Source organism: Desulfatiglans parachlorophenolica (assembly GCF_055394735.1).
The window spans coordinates 2735604-2756235 of sequence record NZ_AP042460.1; the positions used below are offsets into that span (position 1 = coordinate 2735604).

Genomic DNA, 20632 nt, shown 5'->3' on the forward strand with positions numbered 1-20632 from the left:
AGTCAGCCCAGGCAAAAATCGTGAATCGCATAGTAAATCGCATAGCGGAAGGGGAAAATTAGCTCTGATTATTCCTTAGTAACAATTATTTCCCGTCCACGAGAAGTGAATGAGATCCCTTGCTGCGTCTGTGTCCCAATCATGATTGATTCAATGATGGGTTGGTTCACCAGTCTATCGGATTGCCATTCAACAATGAAATTCGCGCCGGATCCGCCGCTCTTGTCCGTTTCCGCTATGACATAGCGCAGCGAACCCAATGGCTGTAAAATGATTGGATCGTCTACGAATTTTTTAATCAAGTTGCCTTCTGTCTCATAATAATCAACCAGTGTGATTTTGATTTGCCGCTTAGGGTCGATGTTTCTGATGCTTAGCGTTACTGTAAGAAGAAATGGCTTTTCTTTGTCTCCGCTGTAAATATGTGAATATGCGGGTACATAGACAAGCTGCCCCTTGGACAGGCTTGATTTTCTATCAGATGCATGCGAAGAAATGGTTGAAACGAAGCAAACGGCCAATAAAACAACGAGGCATTTCAATGGAAAAATTTTAGCCATGATTACCCTCCGATGGAATTAATCCCGGCAACGGAAAACGGCGACCTGCAGGCAGCACCCACGCAGGCGGACATTTTCACAGATCTCGGCCGAAAAAGCCTCTTCCAGGATGGGAGACTCGCACTTGGCCGGCAAAAATATCCGGATGGATACCCGTCAGCAACCCTACACCTAGTATCCATCCGGAAATGATTTCCCTATAGAACCCGGTTTCCAATCCGGAAATGAGGATTTTTGGCCAATATCAAGGAAATCCAGCGTTTGCGCGGAGGCGACCTGTAGGTCGCCGCACAAGCAAACGTGCAGATTGACGCCGAGATTGGTCAAAAAGACCATTTCCGGATGGAAACCACCTAACATTTTGGCTGCAAATCCAGATTCAATCCCTTGGGTTGGTCCGTATTCATTGTAATCCTAATACTATCATTCTCTATCTCGATATACGAATAAGGACGCATTTCTTTAATGAACTGTATGAGTTCGGACATGCTCGGATAACCAGGTTCTGTTCCAAAACATCTTGCATCGTCAATAATAATGGCATGCCCTCTCTGATCACTTTGGAATATATGCATCAATTCTTCATATATTGGCGTATCCTTATCGCCTCTAGCTGTCAATCCTGCAGAGTAATGCCCATCCAGCCAAAATAACGCAGGTATTTTTATAAAACTAATTATATTTCCAAGCTCAATTCCGCTATTACCGTGGATTATCGTTATTCTTTTGTCACCGTAAAATCTCCTCCTTGACCACTCATATAATTCTCTGCTCAATTCAATAGAGTATATCTGGTCGAAATGGTTTTTCATTGCCTCAACCATATCTCCATAGTAAGTTCCTGTCTCGACTAGAATTCTCAGACGGAATTTATCAGCGAATTCCCTGATTGTCTTTTGCTTTACGATATGCGGTGGCGGATTTGGCCTCCCACGTCTTTCCCATTCTGCAAATTCCTTCTTCTGCTGTCTGGAAAAGAACCAGTTCCTCAAAACAGGATATAGGGGTGTCATCTTAACGAATTCTTTCAGTGACTGACTCATATCATTATCCCTACTATCGCGCACTAACCGCGTTCAATAAAGAGGCGCAGGTGAATCTCATCGGAAATCATCGGTCACTAGTTTTCATTTTGCACCGGTATCATTTATCGCGCGCCCTTCTGAAAAGATAACTATTGCCAGGAATGTGTTCGATTATCAGACTATCCCAGACAATATTTGTCACAGTTTCCTTCCATTTACTAAAAATTCCAGATTATTCACTTCCCCAAACCTATCCTGATAGGCAATAAGAAAGAAATCAAAATGACGCGTCAAAGGCAGAATTGCTTCTTGGATACGGATTGGCGCCTCGCTGATTGACCATGTAGCCACAAACGTCTTGTTCTTGTCTTCAATCGGATTCATAAACATGCTTTCTAAGCGCTGTATATCAGACAGGTAAACTCTTCCGCTTCTTCATTCCAGGAACTCAAACTCAGATTGAACCGGCAACCCAAGAGTTTTGAGAAAGTAAACCTGCAAAGCAGAAAATGGCGGCAGGTCAAAAATAACATATTTTCCGTGAAAACCCGCATTGTAGAACAACCGGCACATGCTCCCATAGCCGCCGTCACCGCCGAATTCGAATACAAAATCGATATCCTTCGTCTTGCATTGTGTTTTTTCCTCAAAGCTGGCTACATGATACGCATGACGGATCAGGTTCCCGCTGCTGGCAGGATAGAAAGGGTACGGGATCGGATGGCCTACTGACGATTCCCTGATCGCTCGGTGCCGGCACGTGATCCATTCAGGACTGCGTTTGACAAAATTCAGTTCGGTAAAGATATAGCGAGCAGCAGAAGCAAACATCGTTTTGTTGGAAACATCTCACCGCAGTAATTTCCGTGGATTTTGATTCAAAATGCGTTCTCTCAAACGGTTCATATTTCTGGCCCACTCGATCTCTGTTGGTAATCCATCTGCAATTTCCAATACCGGCAAATCACGAAATGCAGTCTGAAGCTCAGCAAGGATTTTTTTCTTTACTCGATGGCGCAGGCAAGGGCCTGTCAATACCAATGGTCAGCAATCTTGTTGCCAACTTTTTGAGCACGTGGTTCTCCTTCTGCTCTTTCGAGAAAACGCTATAACAGCGGGAAGGCCCAGAGCCACCTAAATTTTTGCGAAGATTTCATTTGCTTTTACTATTCGATCCGCCAGCGGTATATGCCTGCATCACTAAGGTCCATTGCGGTCCCCGACAGCCACACGCTGCGAGCGAAGCCTCAGATTCGAGTCAATTCACGACCTCGAGCAGCATATGGTATACCCATTCGAATGGTTCTGTTCTGAGGCAGATGCCGTCACTTCACCTGCTCGTCAATCCATGATTCATGGGAATGGAGGATCTTCCAGCCGCTTTGCTCTTTCTTCCAAATCATCGTAAACACATGTGTGAATTTGGTTGTTTGTCCGCTCTTTAAACACACCTCTGACCGCTCTTGACTCGTCATGAGAGCCATATCGAAAGCCAGGGGAGTGACGTGCACGGATAAAGGTTCAAGATGCTGGCTATCTCTTTTCGAAAAATAGGATGTAATGGTATCGACCCATTCCCTTCGCGTACCGAAATAGTCTGTTCCAGCGAAAGCGGATAAAAACCCATCCTTGCTGTAATATTCAGACCAGGCACAGGCGTTCATCTGGTTGACGGCCGAAATCAGTAGATTGAACTGATCTCGCACTTCTCTCCGGATAATCTCCTGATCCGCCTCGGACCATGTTTTCATGACCCTTCCTTTCCCAATCTCTGGAATTTCTTCAGCCCATGTCGTCAATGCGCAGACGAATGTCATCAGGATCAGCATAACCACAAGCGCCTTCATGCGATATCCTCCCTTGTTAAGTCCATTGAAAACGGTACCGAACATAATCCTGTCTCTTGCCTCCCTCCTCCTGTTTTGGCAGACTACCCAACAACGGCCCGCAATACCGGCGCCGCCTCACATCGCCGCAGGTGGATCCTCTTTCAAGAATTGCATCATGAACGGCTGATTCATTCACCTTCCCTTATAAGACCAAACCCTGTCTATTCTGTTCGATAAGAAGAGCATCGATTCGCATTATACCCGTTTATCCTTCGGAACAAAACCGTTCCTATCTGAAACGGGTCGTAGATCGCCGCCATGGCAAACCGGGAACCTCATAAATGCTACTCGTATCCATCCGGAAATAATTTCCCTACAGAACCCGGTTTCCAATCCGGAAATGAGGTTTTTTGGCCAGTATCAAGGAAATCAAGCGTTTGCACCGAGGCGGCCTGTAGGTCACCGCACAAGCAAATGTGCAGATTGACGCTGAGATTGGCCAAAAAGATCATTTCCGGATGAAAACTAGATAGTCTCCATCCGGAAATGATTTCCCGGTACAACGCAGTTTCCAATCCGGAAATGAGGATTTTTTGCCAATATCAAGGAAATCAAGCGTTTGCGCGGAGGCGACCTATAGGTCGCCGCACAAGCAAATGTGCAGATTGACGCCGAGATTGGCAAAAAAGACCATTTCCGGATGGAAACTAGATATCGTCTCTAAAGGTCCGGTTCAGCCGCGAGGCTGAGCGCAGCGGAGCAATGTCGACTGCACGCGGTTGCAGGATGTTTTTCGCTTCCTTCTGGTCAAGGGAAGTCCGTTTGGAATCCGTCCACGACGTCAGACCATTGGCCTGACCGCCCTATTTCATTGTAAAGAATGCACCTTCAGAATTTCATCCCTCAAGGTGGCTTTCGCTATATCGACGAGATGCCGGTGGTGCGTAAAAAATATGATCTGTGTATTCCGGGCGAGGCCCGCCATTCCAGCGAGGGCGGCCGCGGACCTGTCATCGTCGAAGTGAACCAGAACATCATCCACAATGAACGGCATGGGGCCGTTGTTTTTGACGTGCTTTTCAAGCCCCCCCAGCCGAAGTGCCAAAAACAGCTGATCGCGACTGCCGTCGCTCATCTCATGGACCATGAGCGTCCTGCCGTCCGGTCGAAACGCCTTGATGACCGGGTCTCCTTTTTCATCGTAATCCGCCCTGAGCCCCTCGAAGGCGCCTTGCGTCATCGTCTTGAAATACCTGCTGGCGGCATCCAGCACCGGACTTTGGTTTTTCTGGCGATAGCGCTCGATGGCCCTTGCAAGAATGACGGTGGAAAGCCTCAAACGGATGTAGTGTTCAACATCCGTCTCAATTTTGCCGATGAGCCCTTCAGTCGTTTCGGCGATGCCAGCCGCAAGAGCTTGCCCGCCGAAGGTTCCCAGCTCTCTTTTTTGCAGCGCGATGTCTTCGACCAGCTGTTTTTGCTCGCGTTGCAGCTCCTTTTTTTCCTGGTCCAACCGCCCCAGTTTTGCGATCAGCTCATCGGGATCGTGGGCTTGAACTTCGGCCACAAAAACGGCGAATTCCCTTCCGGAGGCAAGCTCCGCCAGACGCTCGTTTGCAGCGTCGAGATCCGCCGCCAGCCGGCCCTTGGAGGCCGCCCGTTTTTCGATTTCCGGCAGCCGATCCGGTGCATCCGTTTGGGCGTCCTCGCACAACAGCCGAAGTTTTTCACTTTCGGCCGCCAGATTTTCCCTGACCTTCGAAAGATCAGCTTGCTTCTTTTTCCGCTGTTCTTCAAACAATTTTCGATCCTTGAACCGGGACTGATTCAAGGTCAGACGGTCGTGGAGTTCAACGATCGCCGCCGTGGGGTCTTCAGCCCCGAGATCCGGGGCCAGTTCATCCAGCAGATCCTTTACACGAGCGGCGTATTTTTCATAGTTGGACTGCATGCCGGCGATCCGCTGCCTTTTGTCCCCGGCCTTTTCCAATTCACCAAAGACCTGGTCCAGCGCCAGAACGAAGTCGTTGACCTCCTCCGGTATCGCATCTGCCGAAAACCCGAGTTTGCCGACTGCCTGGGTCCACTGCAAGGCCCAGGCCTTCATATCCCGTTCGGCCTGGTCTTTGAGCCGAATGCTGTCGTTGATCTGCCGCTCGTAGCCGGCAATCTGGGATTCGCGGCTCTGGCGGTCCTTGATGAGTCGATCGTTTTGCCGCAGGGTTCGTTTCCCAAGGTCAACCAGCTCGGCATAACCGAGCTTGTCCGGAAGAGGGACGTTCAGTTCTCCCAATCTTGCAGTCAGTTCCCCGGCCATCCGCTCCATGTCGGCTCTCAGCTGCGCAGCCGCACTATTTTTCTTTCTGCATTCCGCCGCCCTGCGTCTGATCTCCTCCGCCCTTGCCGACCATGCCGCCATTTCCCGGGGTTTCAGCGGTGCAATGCCCAACGGCTGCCACAGATTTTTCCACTCATTCCACTGAACGGTCAGGGATCGTTCCTGCGCCTCTTGACGACTCTTGTTTGCCGAAACCTTGTCGCCAAGATCCTGGATGCCCGATTTCAGCGCCTGGGCGCGCGCCACGTCTTCCGCATCGTCGCGAAGGATATCCGCGGTCTCATCCGCTATGGACACAGCCTTTTCGTATGCGCCGGCAAGGTCGGTGCCATGGGACATGGCCTCCAGGAAGCCCCGGTCGGCTTCTCCCTGCTCCAGCCAGACCGAACGTACCGAACGCCAGCCCCGTTCCCTCAGGGCACGGTGGGATTGCAGATCCTCCATGGAAGGCAAACCCCGCGATTCGGTCAAATCGGAAAGGGCTTTTCGCTTTTCTTTCAGCTCCCCGTCCAGGCGGGTGCCTTCCTTTTTGAGTTCTTCGATACCCTGTTCGAGTTCCAGGAAAGCCTTTTCAAAACCGCGCATCGTTTCCGCGGAGGGAATGGCCAGCTTTTCCAACGCGCCCAGTTCCCCGGACCACAGACCCAAGGCGGACAGATCGGCTTGGGCCTGTTCCAGGACCGATGCATACTCCATGAGGGCATGGGAAAGCTGCTCTTCGATCTTTCCCAGTCCACTCGCACGATCGAGGCAATCTTCCAGTGAAGAGGAGTCTTTCGGCGTCTCGAGGCCGTCAAGATCCTCTCTGACCCGGGCCAGATCGGCTTTCGCATTTTGCAGCGCCATTTCGGCGTGATTGAACGCCTCTTCCAGTTTAGCGGAGCGGTTCCCCAGCCTCTGAATCTTGGCTTTATCCGCCGTGGACAGCCTGAGGGACTCGATGCCCTCCAGGGTCAATCCGGCTCGCAGAAGACTGATATTTTTTTGAGCGGATTCATTGTGGCGGTATATTTCGCCCCTCAGTTTCTTCATGTCGGCCAGGGCCGTCGTATGAACGCTGACCTGTTTCGCCAGTTCTTCGATGATCCTTGCGTGGACGATGATCCGGTCGTCATACGTAAGCGTTTCGAGCCGCCGGTCGATATCCGCCAACTCCAGACGCAGGTTTTGTTCGGCCTGTTCTGCGGTTTTTATGGTCACCTGGATTCCAACCCTTCGCTGGGCGAAGTCCTCCGCCAGATCCGGCACGGGGCCAAGGGCAGCGAGGGCTTTTTGCAGTTCGTCTCGACGGGTCACATACTTCAGCGCTTCGCGATGGCGGGACAACAGACTGATTTCCGAAGACATGGCTTCCAAACGATCGGCCGCCCGAGCTTCACGGGCGCAAAGATCGTCCAGCCGGCTTTTCATCTTCTTCCAATGCTGCTGGCTGGCCGACGCTGTGCGAAGCTCCTTGTTCAAGTGCTCAAGTTCTGCAATATCGGCGTTGATGACGGCCTTTTGCGCCCTGGGTCGAAACAGGCCGTCTTGTTTTTCTTCAAGCCCGGCCATGACCTGCCTCAGGATATTGAGCCCGGATGTGGCGGCAAAAAGGGCATGGCCCAGTTCGCCGCCGGCAGCCAGAACACTTTCCACCCCCTGGCGGAGGGATTGGTGGGAAATGCCGAAGGCATGTTCGAACGCCTGGCGGTCCATCTTGCCCAAAATGGCATCCAACTCGAGCTGATCCATGGGTTTTCCGGTATCATCATCGATCAGATCGTTTTTCCGGCGCTTGTATCGCGTCAGATTCAGCAGCCTGCCATCGGAAAGCCTCAGGGACCCGCCCACTTCCAGATTTCTGTAATCATGCAGCCAGGCATCTTCCACCTTGTGGCCGAATCCGTAAAGCAGCCCCAGCATGGCGCGAAGGGCCGTACTCTTGCCGGCTTCGTTGGGTCCGAAAACGATGTTCAGACCGTGACCGTCGCCGGAGAAATCAACCACTTTATCGGTGAAGGGGCCGAAGGCCTGGAGTCTGAGGATGTCGATTTTCATGATGCCTCCTGCTCGCTTTGGGCGTCCGCCAGTGCGGTCAGCAGCAGGGCCCCGGCGTCTTTGAGCACCTGCTCCATGTCGCGCAGGGGAATCTCCACGCCGCTGCCCGCCAGTTTGGCTTTGAGGTCCGTCAAGTCCAGATCGATATCTTGGGGATGGGCCGCCAACTCGGCCAAATAGCGCAGCAATTCGCCCTGGGGGGTATCGCTTTGCGCCAGCTGGTCGAGATTCGCCTCCGGACCGGTCTGCACCACGACCTTTTCGATCCAGGCCTTTTTGCCGGAAACATCTGCTGCAACCGCCCGGATATTTGCGGTCAGCGCGATCGGATCGGAGCAAAGCCGCCCGTGAACGGCACAGCGTCCTTTCAACACCGCCCGCACGCAGCAGGGCCGCCCGCCCTGGCTGTCCATAGCCTCACCCAAAGCCTTACCAAACAAGAAAGCCGCCTCCGCGATGCTCTCAGCCCCGCTGACGTCTGCAGCAACACCGAGCCAGCTGACAACATCCAGGGGGACAAATTCGGTGGTCAGTGCCCCATGATCCGCTTCGACCCACACACACCCTTTCCGTCCGGTCTCCCTGATATGCCGCCCCTGGCTGCAGCCGGCATAGACGATACGGGGCCTTTCCCGCAAAACCGAAAAACTGTGGACATGGCCCAAGGCCCAGTAATCGTACCCCTTGGATGCAAGCTCATCGACCGTGCAGGGGGCGTAGGGCAAATGCCCCCGGGCGCCGGAGGTCAGACAATGCAACAGGCCGATATTGAACATGCCATCCACCGGCTCCGGATAGAAAGCGGCAAGGTTGGCCGTAACCTCCGCAGATGCATAACTCTGGCCGTGGACCGCGATCCCGAGATCCTCCAGGAGCCACGTCTCGGGCTTGCGGGATTTGAACACCTTGACGTTATCCGGCAGGGGCAGCGTCTTGGTCATGGCGTTGGCCGCATCGTGGTTGCCCTGGACAATGGCCACCCGCACCCCAACCTCTGCCAGGCGCCGCATCTGCCCCGCGAAATAAAGGCCGGTATTGAAATCCTGCCAGTCGCCGTCGTAAAGATCCCCGGCGATCACCAGCAACGGCACCTCTTCCGCGAGGATAAAACGGACCAGATTGTCGAGCGCTTGCCGGGTCGCGCCCCGGATCTCCTCGATGGAAGGCGCACCCTCGTAGGGAAACAGCCCCCTGAGAGGCGAATCCAAATGAATGTCAGCGGCGTGAACGAACGTAGTCATGGAACCTCCGAACCAAATGGCATCCTCATGTCAAAGTCTGCGTTTCTCCCTTATGAAAGCAACCGTCTTCAAAAACCACGGTTATGACAATTTCAGTTATACCAGAATTAAATCGTGTCCATCCGGGAATGATTTCCCGGTACAGCTCAGTTTCCAATCCGGGAATGAAAATTTTTGTCAATATCAATTAAATCAAGTGCTTACACTGAGACGACCTGGTGGTCGCCGCACAAGCAAACGTGCAGATTGACGCCGAGATTGGCCAAAAAGACCATTTCCGGATGGAAACAACTCTATGTTCGGGCTCACACAATAGACTGTTCTTAAGCAAGGAAAAACCTTTCGAAGTCTGATCCTGCTTCATGGACGATCACGCGCGTCACCTGTGCAAAACCGAATACCTGTGTCTCGACACGAGCCTGCACTACAGAAGGCACACCGTCTTTTGATGGGGAAAGGAACCGCTCATCGTCAAACCCGTCGCAGATGAAGGCGCCCAGGAAGGATACCGACAGTCCCATGGCCACCTGGAAGGAGACGCGGATGGCGTCTTCCGTCTCGAAGACGGCCGAGGCAAAACCTTCCCGGACATCGGCTCGGATTTCGCTGATAAGAACCCGCATTTTTTGTGGAAAAGATGTGCTGAAAACGGACTTGGGTGTCAAGGAAAATGTGATATCAGGATCTTAAGGCCTGGATGGGGCCGGATATCGGGCTGATTGTTCGAGGCCATCCGCCTCGAGCTGCCCGCATTTATTTCAGCATGGAAAATCCTGTGAAGATGTTATAGATTCTCTACAAAAGGGCGCCTTTCGCAAGAAATCGGAGAAATCTGGAGCTGCGGCGAAGATTCATCGCCGGGGCTCGTCAAAGGGGAATGTAAACATATCAAAAAGGTCCCTGGCACAGCATTTGAGAGGACTCCACCCACACTGTGGAATCTGAACAGTGGCTCGAGGAGCCAGGTGCACCCCGGCCCGGGCGCCTATCTGAGCACCGGCGGCAAAAAGGCCGGAGAATTCCTCAAGGTGTTACAAGTGAGACGTTAGCAGGGCGGCAAACGGGCATCGGGTCCGCTGCAAGCCTAGTGAAGTGGGTATTTTAGATACAGGGAGGGCATGGAATGAGGGCATATTTGCAACGTATGTTCGTGGGTTCAGCGCTTCTGGCCGCTGCACTCTTGCTGTGGGGGTCTGGAGCATGGGCCAGTTTGCCGGGGCGCGCCGTCTACGTCAACGGGAAAGTCCACCGGATATGGCTCGGAGGCAATATCATGCATGTTGCCGGCCAGCCGAGAGATCCCGCTGCCGGCGACTGGGTCTTCGTGCGCGCCGAAAGCCCGCATGACAGCGGCTGGTGCGTTTCCTACAAGTACATGAACGCGAGCGGCCTCGCCATCTTCGACAACAAGATCTTCTATTCCTACACCTCCCACTCCAGCTGCCAGGGCACGGCCATGTACGCCTATGTCTGCTACTTTGACCTGGCCAAGAACGCCTGGGGCACCCTGAAACGGCTGGGGTCGGTGCGCACCGACCTCGACTCGGAAGGGGCTGGTGCCGGGGCCGCCATCACCGTCTTCAACAACATGCTCTATGTCTTCACCGACTCGGGGACCTACACGAGCGGGGACGGGGTCAACTGGAGCGGTTACGCCTCCCTGCTGCCAGGCGGGGCTTACCAGCCGCTGGATGCCGTCACGTACTACCCGCCCGACTCGGATCCCAGGATCCTGATCGTCTACGGCTCCCCCGACCTCGTCTATGGGCCGGCCAACTACTACACGAAGATCTCCGCAGCCAGCTGGAACGGCCAGATCGGTAGCGGCTCCGACTTTCCGAGTACGCTTGCCGTCCCATACAACAGCTGGGCGTATGGCCCCGCCTCCCTGCAGGTCGGCACCCTGGGCGCCCTCGGGGGGTTTGCCGCCGGGGCGAAAACGCCTGCGATCCAGCTTTTCATAAAAACCACCACGAGCAGCGGGCCTGCACGGATCCGCCGTGCCGAGTTCACTTACAGCACCGCCGCTCCGAAGGGGAGCTGGCGGCTGGACTCTTATACCTTCTCGGGCGGGGACAGCCTGAGTGAAGTCTGGACCTATCCCTGGTACACGGTAGCCTGCGATGCGGCTCACCTCTCCACCCAGGCGAGACAGCAGACCCTCGTGGTACACTACCGCACGGATTCTGGGGACAGGGCCTTCGCCGGCATCTCCGACTTCATGGTTCCCATCAATCAGGCCACGCCGTCGAAGAGCTGCGGGGATTGGGGCGGGACGAGTACGGACACCGGCATGCCGGAGAGCGAGGAGGATGCGGCCACCCTCAGGAATTACTGGTCCCTCTATGGCATCATCCTCGGTTCCCCTCCCTTTGCGCCCAACGATCCGATACCCAGCGAGGTTGCAGGCCTCTCGAATGTGGAATACGGTCAGTCGACGGGTACGAAGGTCGAGCACACACAGGAGTGGGACAAGGTCACCATGTTCTCCGCCGGGATGGAGGTCCATGCGGGATTGCTACACGTATTCGAGGCTGAAGACCGGGCGGACATCAGTTACACGCACGGGCTCGAGAACGAGGTGTCGACCAGTTCATCGATCACGACCGGGTTCGGTCAGACCCTGGGCACCGAGGGCCAGAGCGCCGAGGAGTTGGACGAACTCGGGCGCATCGGCTGGGCGATCTTCGGTGTCCCCAAAGTAATGGTCCAGGACTTCAGCCTGCACGCCTATGACTACAACTATCTGACCGGAGCTGGCACAGCGCTGAATCAGAACGTCCACGTCATCGAGGTCCAACCCACATCCGTCAACGTCAAACCGGTTGCATTCGAACTGGCGGATCCCGGTGGGGATCAAGATGATGTCCCCGGGCTTCTCTCTGGGATCGAACCCTTTCCAAGGTCGACCGATCTGGAGGGCTGGTACCGGCGGGGCTGGGAGTCCCTGCAAATGCCCTGGGAAGTGCTTTTCGGCGATGGATCGTTGGGTGAGCCTTCCATTAACCCCCTGAATTTCACGACCGGAGCCACCCCCTATTCCTATATCAGCGAGGAGACAGAGGAAACCAAGTCCGAGGGAGAGACCACGACGGTGGAGATGAGCAACGAGACCTCGCTCAGCTTCGGGACGAAACTCAAAGGGTTCAAGGTGGACTTGAAGGTGGGGTACGAATCGAGCCTCATGACAAGGGTCACGAACACGACGAGCTTCGGCAAGGAACTCTCGTTCCACATCGGCATGAAATCATGTTCGGATCCTCTGGGAGTGAAAAACCTGAGCGTCCAGCCCTTTTACCTGATGGCTACGGATGAGACGGCCCCCTGGATCCCGACGGCCTACTCGGATCAGCGGCCCTGGTGCGTTGCCTGGAGCGTGACCGGCGGCGAATACAACAACGGGACCAAGATCGGCCAGAGCCCGCCTGCCAGCTGGGCGGAAGGGGTGGTCTCGGAAAGCTGGCTGGACGATGTCCTGGTCAGGCTGCCCGGCATGAGTTCGTATTCCCTGGAGGGGGGTCGACTGGGGTGGCTCAACTCGGACGGCTGGCTGGAGCGGATTCCCATGAACGCGTTCACGTTCAACCCCCGAAAGGGCGTCACGGTTGAATTGAACGGCTATGTATGGTCTTCGCGGGAAGCCTACGGGCGATGGACACGTTGCAGAGGCGTCTGGACCTTCAAAACGGATCCGTCGGTCAGGCGCGACAGGGTGACCTTGAAGCTCGATTTCCTCAGGAAGCTCTGGGATTTCGAGATCCAGCGAGCCGACCTCTCCAGTGTCATCACCCCGCTTTCGGGTGACCTCCAGGTCATTCTGACCGTGAACGACAAATACAGCCTGAGCAGCCACCTGCGACACCATGTCATGACGGACTGGGTCTGGCAAGGCGTGCCGCATGACGTCGGTGGAGCCAAACTCACGGCTTATGAGGGGTGGTACGACAGCGCTTCGGAAAAGGGGTCTGTGTCGCTGCAGGGCCTTTTGCCCGAGACCATCGGGGCCTTCGGCGATATGAGCCTCGAGGTGAACGGTCAGCCGGTTCGGGCGCCCTTCCTCGATCTGCCCTACCTCCAGGAGGCGCTGGAGAGCGGACGGACCATCGTCTACGAAAAAGACGGCCTCTATGTGGAAGTGGACTTCGCCGCCAGGACATGGTTCGCCACCATCGAGCGGGAGGCCTTCCACCCCAGGCACAGGCCGATCCGTGGCAACGCCCAGGTCCGGGTCCTGGTGGGAGGCGTCCCCTGGGGTTCGTTCCACGTCCCGGTCGCCAATTACACCTCCCAACTGTGGCTCAGCGACTGACGGGGACGTTTTCTACACCTTTAAAATGGCCCCTTCGGGGGCCATTGCTTTTGATCCGAGAGATGTCCGGTACACTTGAACACTCCAGTGCACCCCGGTCTTCGGCCCGCGGAAGGATGACATCTGCCTGCACGCCGCACCCATGTTCCATTCGGCGGATTTGCTCGGCACCATCTGGTACCTTTTCGGAGGCGCTCACGCCTATATGCCGGCCTTCTCCCCATCGGGTCTGCTTGAAACCCTGGACCGCCTCAAAATCACCTTCACCATGTTGCCGCCCACCATGATCATTATGGCCCTTCAGGCACCGGACTTCTCCACATACGACCTGTCCAATCTTCGGGGAATGATTTACGGGGCCCCTCCCATGGCTGTTGAATGGATCCGGCGCACCACGAACACCCTCCCCGGCGCATTCAGTTCGTGGAGACCCTGCCCAAGAACGCCTTGGGCAAAGTCCTGAAGATCGAGTTGCGGCGGCGTTACGCCTAGAAACAGAGCGGGGCAAAGCGGCGGCGCTTGGCTTCTTTGTGCGAAGTGATCACCGGATCGAACTTCTTGCCCCGCTGCACCCGCTCAATGCGGATGAAATCCCCGAACCATCCCAGGATCATCTCACGATGGGGCGTGGACAACGGCGGGAAGTGAATCGGCAGGCGGCACCGGCTGAAATGGATCATCCTTGCGCAAGGCCACCTGGGTGGGTAGTACTGGAGCGGGTCGAAGTCATAGAACCCCTGCATGAGCACGGCCTCCACCACGACATGGCGGGGAGGAGAGGGAATGGCCTTTTGCAGGCGTCTTTCGATTGTGCGGGCGACCGCTGGCTGGCCCCTTCGCATCACCACCTGCGTCGGAAAACAATCTCCAGGGGGTTCGTGCCCGAAGTTGCGTTGGACCGTGGCCAAATCCCCAAGGATTCGGCGGGCGTCCCAGAAGTCCAGATTTGTGAAGACATGGTATTCGTAACCCGCCTTGAGCAGCGGGTGGGCATGGATGATCTTCGCCATGGGGTATCTCTCCACTCCCGATAGCGGGTGTTATTCGGTTCTCCATATCTCTCGCCGTCTCGATTCAGTCCCTGTCCAATACCTTTTCGAGCGGCTTCACCATCTCTTTTTTGATCCGCCCGGTGTAGATTTCTTTCCGTACCGATGGTATCCGGGTTAGGAGCAGCATTATCGCATTCCTGACTCGAGTCTTGTAATCCCTCTGCGGGAAATCGTAAAACCCGTTCTTCTTGTAATAATGGTGGTCAGCACGAAAAGGGAATCGCAAGCGGCCATAGATATCGTCTCTGAAAATCTTCCTGCCGCCTACACCGAGAAAACCGGCCGGTTTGACATAACCCTCCTCTGCAAAGCGGATCAACCGCCCGGCCAGGCCTTCGAGGAGAGCGTCTATTTCCGGGGAATTCCCGCATTCATCGCTTATGAAGTCAACGACATTGGCCTGCTGAATTTCACAAAATGCCTCCAGAGCCTGCCTGAGGTTCGGCACCTGACGCAAAGGCCCGGATACGATGAAACCAACTTGTTTGCCTGTCAAGACCGGGGCGTGATTGTTGAAGAAACTCCGGTCGAAGAAGAGCTTCCACCTTGAGGACAAATACCGGTCCTCGATCGATCCCGCAAAAACGAGGACATCCGCGCCTTTCACTTGCGTGTTGAAGAATCCCGCATAGCCGTCCTTTTCGTCGTACCCACAACGGCCATCATATGCGCACTGAATACATCCCAGGCATCCTCCCTTGATATCGACCTCGTTCAGATCGATCACTTCTAAATTCTCATGAAACATCCCGGTAAAGTGGTGCACCATCCGCCCCAAATTCGCTTCCCGTTCTTTTGAATCCGTTAGAACACACACCTTTCTTCTGCCGGTCCCAATCTTTTTATCGACATCTCCGGGAACATACTTGAATGAGCTGTGAACCAAAGGGCTGAAATTCCTGGGCGTAGGCATCTTCTTTTCGATGGTTTCGAAGAAGTGACTTGTGAACAGGATCAGTCGTTTTCGCTCCTTTTCCTTCAGCAGATCATACATGTCAGGAGAGAATCCCCCAGCGTATCTCATATCGAGATCGTCGCAAACGGCATTGATATAATTGTGGGCGATATGGTCATGAAAATGAATCGAAGTGCTTAAAGAAGCTGAATACTTATTTTTGAATACACCTTCGACTCCACGCTCCCGGATGAGTTCGATGAATCGTTTATAGTTCGAAGGCACCAGCAGAAAATATACAGGAAAAGCCCACAGCACGCCGTCTGCTGCTCCGATTGCGTCAACGATTTCTCGAAAAGCACTCTCATCCTTTTCAATCGTTTTGATTCGCTGCCCTACGTTCAGGATTTTCAACTCATGCTGGGGGAATTTTTTCTGGACAAAGTGGACGTACTGCATCGTGACGCTCAGGTCACCTTTTGGGCTCCCATTCAGGACGATAATTTCCATTGCAACCCTCTCCTTCTCCCTTTGGCATGCACCTCACGGTCCCACATCGTAACATCGTCCCTGAATCTGTGGGGCTTGTCCGATCGAATCCAATGGTTCAGGTTAGCGAAAAAAATCGAACCATTCAACGATCTTGTTGGATAGGCTATCCTCGCAAGAAATTCCCCCCCGGATTCAGGTTAAAAGGGCTTTTTCGATGCCAAAATGGTCCATTTAAGCACCTAAAACACCCTTTTAAAAAGCTACTATTTTAATCAAATCATTATGTTTGGCTGGTCCGACCCGATTGTAATGTGGTATGATTCTAAGAAGGGACAGGGTTTGACCCTGCTCGACGAACCCGTTTTCAGGATGAAGGCTTTACGGTCATCACCTTTTGACCACCGCAGCGAATGCCCCGGCGGTTGGGTTTCCGCAGGCCGGTGAAGAATTCTTCAGAACGACGACATCGAGACATCCAGGGAGGTGGAACGTGTACCCGAAACTCTTTTCCGAGATCGAAATCTCCGGGATCACCTTGAAAAACCGGTTGACCATGGCGCCGCTCTATCTGGGATACGCCGGCGAGGGCGGTACGGTCAGCCCCCTCCTACTCGACCATTACCGTCTGATGGCGAAGAGCGGCGTAGCGATGGTGGTGGTCGAAAATGCAACGATCGATCACCCGCAAGGGAGCGGCTCCAACAGGACCCTGCGCGCCGATACCGATGAAAACCTCGACGGTTTGAAGGAACTGGCATCGGTGATTCATGGTGAAGGAGCCCTGGCCTGCCTTCAGATCAACCATGCCGGGCGCTTTGCCGGGAGCGAGGAACCGCTTGCGCCGTCTGCCGTCGAGACCTTCGGCCGGATGCCGAGGGCCCTGTCCGACGCGGAAATCCATTCCATCGTCGACCGCTTTGCGGAGGCGGCCGCCCGAACGAAACGGGCCGGGTTCGATATGGTCGAACTCCACGGAGGAACCGGCTACTTGCTGGCTGAATTCGTGTCACCGAGGACCAACAAGAGGACCGACGGCTACGGCGGCGCTTTGGAAAATCGCCGGCGTTTTCCTCTGGAGGTCGTCGCAGCCGTCAAGAAAAAGCTGGGCGATTTTCCCCTAGGCTACCGCTTTCTAGCGGACGAATGGCTGCCGGATGGCCTTCAACTCGAAGAATCCACCTCCTTCGCACGCTCTCTCGAATCGGCCGGCATCGCCTACCTCTCCGTTATGGGAGGGACATACGAATCTTTCTTTCTCCCGCACATCCTCGAGCAGACCTGCAAAAACGGCTACATGGTCCATCTCGCCGCCGCTGTCAAGAAGGCAGTCGGCATCCCCGTCATCGCCGCCGGCAGGATCGCGACGGGCGCGCTGGCGGAGCAAATCCTCGAGGAGAGCCAGGCGGATCTGATCGGACTCGCCCGCGTCCTCTGGGCGGATCCCGAATGGCCTCAAAAGGTGAAAGACGGAAAGGAAGGCGCGATCGTTCACTGCGATCCGGACTGCGGCGACACCTGCACCAAACTTGTCACCAAAGGCAAACCGGCCTTCTGCGTGCGATGGCCCCACGAAAAAATGAAGGCCTGGAAGGAGCGGATGGAGTAGCGTTCATAAAGGGATGGGCAAAGAACCCCGTGCCCTTCAGGCCCACCGGGACCTCCTTCAAACGGCGTGGAAAATAGCGCGCCTCCCGCACCCGTTCGAGGGCGACACGAGGCTCGTCGAGGGAGCCTTCTCCTTTATCCCTGCCAGTCGGTCTTTACAAAGTCCAGAATGTTCTTTGCCCGGTCGGAAAAGAGATGAATGCCTTCCCAGTTGGGGCGCATCAGGATTTTCTGCATCAGGAGCCCGTCTTCTCCGAACCACTGCGGCAGCATGCCGCCTAAGAAATATCCCCTTTCCCTCAGCGAAACGACCGTTCTCGAAACCCATGGCCACGACAAATTCACCCATACCTGGATCACTTGAACGTTACAACTCACGATACGCTGTTCCTCTGCAGCGAAAACCCCGGCGAAGTCCGCGCCTGCTTCCTGCACGGTCACGCGCGCCACTTGCGCGGAGTCGAATATCTGCGTCTCCAGACGAGTCTGCTGTACGGGAGGCAATTCGTCTTCCGATAGGGAAAAGAACCGCTGGTCGTCAAATCCGTCGTAAATGTAATCGAGGAACTCCTTGTACATCTCCGGAATATGGACCGTATGCGGCTTGGGGACGACGGTAATGAACATAACGATTGTCGATACTCGTCCCGAAGCGCTTTTTTCCTTCTCATATGCCTCGGCAGGCATCAAGTCGATTTCAATGGCCGTCTCGATACACGGCAGATGGGCAAGGGCAGCCTTCTGGATATAGATGTGGTTACAAACAGGTTCCCCGAAAAACGTCATGATATCGCTCATGCTTGGCAAGATCTCTCGAACATGCTGAAAAATCATGCCCATGACACCAGCGTTCCGATAATCCATTGCAACAGCGCCGTTTCCCTTCTCATAAACGCCTTTGTTGGGAGCAGCACGGAATAAAGAGCTGTACCCAACAACTCTGTCCTCATCCGTACGCACAACGATCGGGATATTGTCATGTTTTATGAAAGCCTCAATCAGCTGATCAGGATGATAGACGATCCTTGCCGGGTAGCTGTCCCCATATACCTCGGTAAACAGCTTCGCCACACCTGCCGCATCCTCCGGCTTGAAAATGCCAACGGTCAATTCCCTATTGCCCATATCTCGCCTCTCGAATCGATATCGAACCTGTTGCGTCCCACGTTGCAAAATTCCCAAGCCCTAAAAGATAGTCTTCACAAAAGCCTTCTCACCGCGTTTCGACACTCATTCCTGCCTATATGCTCATCCCATTCAGCATGTTCGTTACTATTCTACGGTGTTGTATCCCTTTAGGTTCCTGCCTAACGAATATCCATCCGGAAATGATTTCCCTATAGAACCCAGTTTCCAATCCGGAAATGAGGATTTTTGGCCAATATCAAGGAAATCAAGCGTTCGCGCGGAGGCGACCTGGTGGTCGCCGCACAAGCAAACGTGCAGATTGACGCCGAGATTGGTCAAAAAGACCATTTCCGGATGGAAACTAACGAGCTATCTCATGAGCGTTGTTCCTGTTTCTTGCCGTTAAAACCATGGTTTCAGCCCCGAAAACGCAGGTATAAGGCAAAAAAAGCCTGTTTATTCTGCGCTTTTAACAATCGAATCATCATGTTAGCTTGGTCCGACCCCTATACCGCCGATCTCCTGGACCACTGCGGCGAAGATAGAGCGTATCCGGTCGTCGGCCAGGCTGACCCGCTCGGCATCCAGGGTGGTGACCAGCCCATATTGAAGGATCAGGGCGTCGTGACCCCCTATCCCTTCTGGAAGATAACCGCAGAAGACGTATCCCATCTCCCGGCAGGCTTCGCAGAAACTCGTGCATTCGGGAACTTCCGCATCCAGGTACAGGTAGATCGCATCCACCTTCTGACCTAGAAAAATCCTGGTGCTTTTCTGGACCTCAGACAGAGAATCAAGGCCAAAATCGGCGATCCGCACCTCGGCGACATTGAAATCCGCCACCTTGCAGGCCCCGTTTCCCGCGTTCCTGCCTCCACAAACGGCAGGCAAAGCTCTGCCCTCGGTGTGCAGGACGACATCCTCACCGCTCCAGGAGAGAATGGCCTCGAGAAGAGGGACATAGGCAAATGGCACCCAAAGGTCGTGGCGCGTGCGGCGGCTCAGACGACGAAAGAGGAGAACCGCGCAATGTCTTTCCCGAGCCTTTCCGGATAGTCCCTTGAAGTCGCTGTCTCCGGGTATGGCCGACACGAGAACACCGTTCGGGGCAAAGCCGGAACTAAGCGCGCCTTTCTGTGAGACGACATGGTCGGTCACTGCGTGGACGAAAAGCCCGTGGAGTCCGGCCTGCTTTGCCTCGGCCATGACCGCCTCGTTCAGCCGCTTCAAGATGCCCCGCTGACGGCATGAAGGAATTACAAAGGCAGCCACCATTTCCGCAACCGGAGAATCGGCCTCCAGCCAGGACAAGGCCAGGTGTCCTACCACAGCCCCGCTCGCGTCCAACGCTACGAAGGATTTCATCAAGCGCTTTTCGTTCAGTTCCCGGAGCTTCTCAGGATAATAGATAAATTCCCGGTAGGAATAGCCGTAGGTTTGGAAGGCGCAGCGTGAGACCTCAAAAGCCTCATGGGGTTCCATCAATCGAATACTGTAAGGCCCCTGGGTGGAGCCCCCCTTGGAGACCTGAGTAGCCGGTTCATTTTCGGGAGAGAGTCTGTCCACCTTTCGATGACGGAAATGCCTCATCATCCGGACAGATTTCCCCGCCTTTCCGAGATTCCGGAACTCCACCCGGTCCATGACCCCTTTCATCAGCACAATGCCGAGTCCATGATCCAAGACGCGGCGGGATTTTCCCGAAACATCGTCATCCTGATTCAACACCTCGGTGTCGAAAGGCATTCCCATGTCATGGATATCGACGGTTATCGCCGCCTTGCTCACCTCGAAAGAGACCTCGAAATGTCCCTTTTCGTCTTGGGCATAAGCGTGATGGATGACATTACTGACCCCCTCCTCCACCGCCAGGATCACCATGGATGCGTCCTCGTCATCACATCCAGCAAGCCGGCAGACGCCTGCGACAAAACTCGTCAGAGGCTCCAAATAGGCCATTTCGGCCGGCAATTTGACAGACGAAACCGCAACCGTCTCGTTCATGACCTTTACGCCCTCAGAGCATTCGAGTGATTCTCAGCGCCTCGGAATTCCGATTCAGTAGGCGGACAGGAAGAAGAGCCCTGAATGGGCGCGCCGATTCCGGGAGGCGCCAAAATC

General features: G+C 54.6%; 17 protein-coding genes and 1 pseudogene. 3 read left to right on the top strand and 15 right to left on the bottom strand.

The annotated features are described in order from the left end of the window. Positions 1–68 precede the first annotated feature (68 nt). From ACZ500_RS12745 to ACZ500_RS12790, 10 genes are all read right to left on the bottom strand, one after another. Positions 69–560: a DUF3124 domain-containing protein gene (locus tag ACZ500_RS12745; protein ID WP_464232852.1), complete on the bottom strand. Its 492-nt coding sequence runs from the start codon at positions 558–560 to the stop codon at positions 69–71. Positions 561–731: 171 nt separating this feature from the next. Then, on the bottom strand, positions 732–896 hold the full coding sequence (locus ACZ500_RS12750; protein WP_464232853.1) for a hypothetical protein: 165 nt from the start codon (positions 894–896) through the stop codon (positions 732–734). Positions 897–913: 17 nt separating this feature from the next. Next, positions 914–1603, bottom strand: coding sequence for a hypothetical protein (locus ACZ500_RS12755; protein WP_464232854.1), 690 nt, complete (start codon positions 1601–1603; stop codon positions 914–916). 180 nt (positions 1604–1783) lie between these two features. Beyond that, positions 1784–1969, bottom strand: a complete 186-nt coding sequence (locus ACZ500_RS12760) for a hypothetical protein (protein WP_464232855.1) — start codon at positions 1967–1969, stop codon at positions 1784–1786. Between the two features lie 51 nt (positions 1970–2020). Next, positions 2021–2416: a hypothetical protein gene (locus ACZ500_RS12765; RefSeq protein ID WP_464232856.1), complete on the bottom strand. Its 396-nt coding sequence runs from the start codon at positions 2414–2416 to the stop codon at positions 2021–2023. Positions 2417–2910: 494 nt separating this feature from the next. Continuing rightward, positions 2911–3432, bottom strand: coding sequence for a nuclear transport factor 2 family protein (locus ACZ500_RS12770; RefSeq protein WP_464232857.1), 522 nt, complete (start codon positions 3430–3432; stop codon positions 2911–2913). A gap of 326 nt (positions 3433–3758) precedes the next feature. Then, a complete protein-coding gene (locus tag ACZ500_RS12775) occupies positions 3759–3926 on the bottom strand; it encodes a hypothetical protein (RefSeq protein WP_464232858.1) in 168 nt (55 codons plus the stop codon). A gap of 356 nt (positions 3927–4282) precedes the next feature. Then, positions 4283–7789 (bottom strand): ATP-binding protein, encoded by a 3507-nt coding sequence (locus ACZ500_RS12780; protein ID WP_464232859.1) that lies wholly within the window; start codon positions 7787–7789, stop codon positions 4283–4285. Next, positions 7786–9030: a metallophosphoesterase family protein gene (locus ACZ500_RS12785; protein ID WP_464232860.1), complete on the bottom strand. Its 1245-nt coding sequence runs from the start codon at positions 9028–9030 to the stop codon at positions 7786–7788. Before ACZ500_RS12785 ends, ACZ500_RS12780 begins: the two co-directional genes overlap by 4 nt. Positions 9031–9353: 323 nt before the next feature. After that, positions 9354–9653, bottom strand: a complete 300-nt coding sequence (locus ACZ500_RS12790; RefSeq protein ID WP_464232861.1) for a hypothetical protein — start codon at positions 9651–9653, stop codon at positions 9354–9356. 500 nt (positions 9654–10153) lie between these two features. Between ACZ500_RS12790 and ACZ500_RS12795 the strand changes: the two genes are divergently transcribed. Further along, positions 10154–13339 carry a hypothetical protein gene (locus ACZ500_RS12795; protein WP_464232862.1) on the top strand — a complete coding sequence of 1062 codons (3186 nt, stop codon included), beginning with the start codon at positions 10154–10156 and terminating at the stop codon, positions 13337–13339. Between the two features lie 142 nt (positions 13340–13481). Beyond that, positions 13482–13691 (top strand): annotated as a pseudogene (locus tag ACZ500_RS12800) (AMP-binding protein); the annotation flags it as partial. Between the two features lie 136 nt (positions 13692–13827). Here ACZ500_RS12800 and ACZ500_RS12805 read toward each other — a convergent pair. Beyond that, the gene (locus tag ACZ500_RS12805; RefSeq protein ID WP_464232863.1) at positions 13828–14349 is read right to left on the bottom strand and encodes a hypothetical protein; all 522 of its coding nucleotides are present in this window, start codon (positions 14347–14349) and stop codon (positions 13828–13830) included. Positions 14350–14413: 64 nt separating this feature from the next. Beyond that, positions 14414–15796 carry an NAD(P)H-dependent oxidoreductase gene (locus ACZ500_RS12810; RefSeq protein ID WP_464232864.1) on the bottom strand — a complete coding sequence of 461 codons (1383 nt, stop codon included), beginning with the start codon at positions 15794–15796 and terminating at the stop codon, positions 14414–14416. Positions 15797–16268: 472 nt separating this feature from the next. On the opposite strand from ACZ500_RS12810, the gene ACZ500_RS12815 reads away from it, so the two are divergent. Then, the gene (locus ACZ500_RS12815) at positions 16269–17384 is read left to right on the top strand and encodes an oxidoreductase (RefSeq protein ID WP_464232865.1); all 1116 of its coding nucleotides are present in this window, start codon (positions 16269–16271) and stop codon (positions 17382–17384) included. 134 nt (positions 17385–17518) lie between these two features. Here the strand turns inward: ACZ500_RS12815 and ACZ500_RS12820 are convergent, their stop codons facing one another. From ACZ500_RS12820 to ACZ500_RS12830, 3 genes are all read right to left on the bottom strand, one after another. Continuing rightward, a complete protein-coding gene (locus tag ACZ500_RS12820) occupies positions 17519–18508 on the bottom strand; it encodes a hypothetical protein (protein WP_464232866.1) in 990 nt (329 codons plus the stop codon). 147 nt (positions 18509–18655) lie between these two features. Continuing rightward, positions 18656–18859 carry a hypothetical protein gene (locus tag ACZ500_RS12825; RefSeq protein WP_464232867.1) on the bottom strand — a complete coding sequence of 68 codons (204 nt, stop codon included), beginning with the start codon at positions 18857–18859 and terminating at the stop codon, positions 18656–18658. Between the two features lie 141 nt (positions 18860–19000). After that, on the bottom strand, positions 19001–20515 hold the full coding sequence (locus ACZ500_RS12830; RefSeq protein ID WP_464232868.1) for a GNAT family N-acetyltransferase: 1515 nt from the start codon (positions 20513–20515) through the stop codon (positions 19001–19003). Positions 20516–20632: the final 117 nt, after the last annotated feature.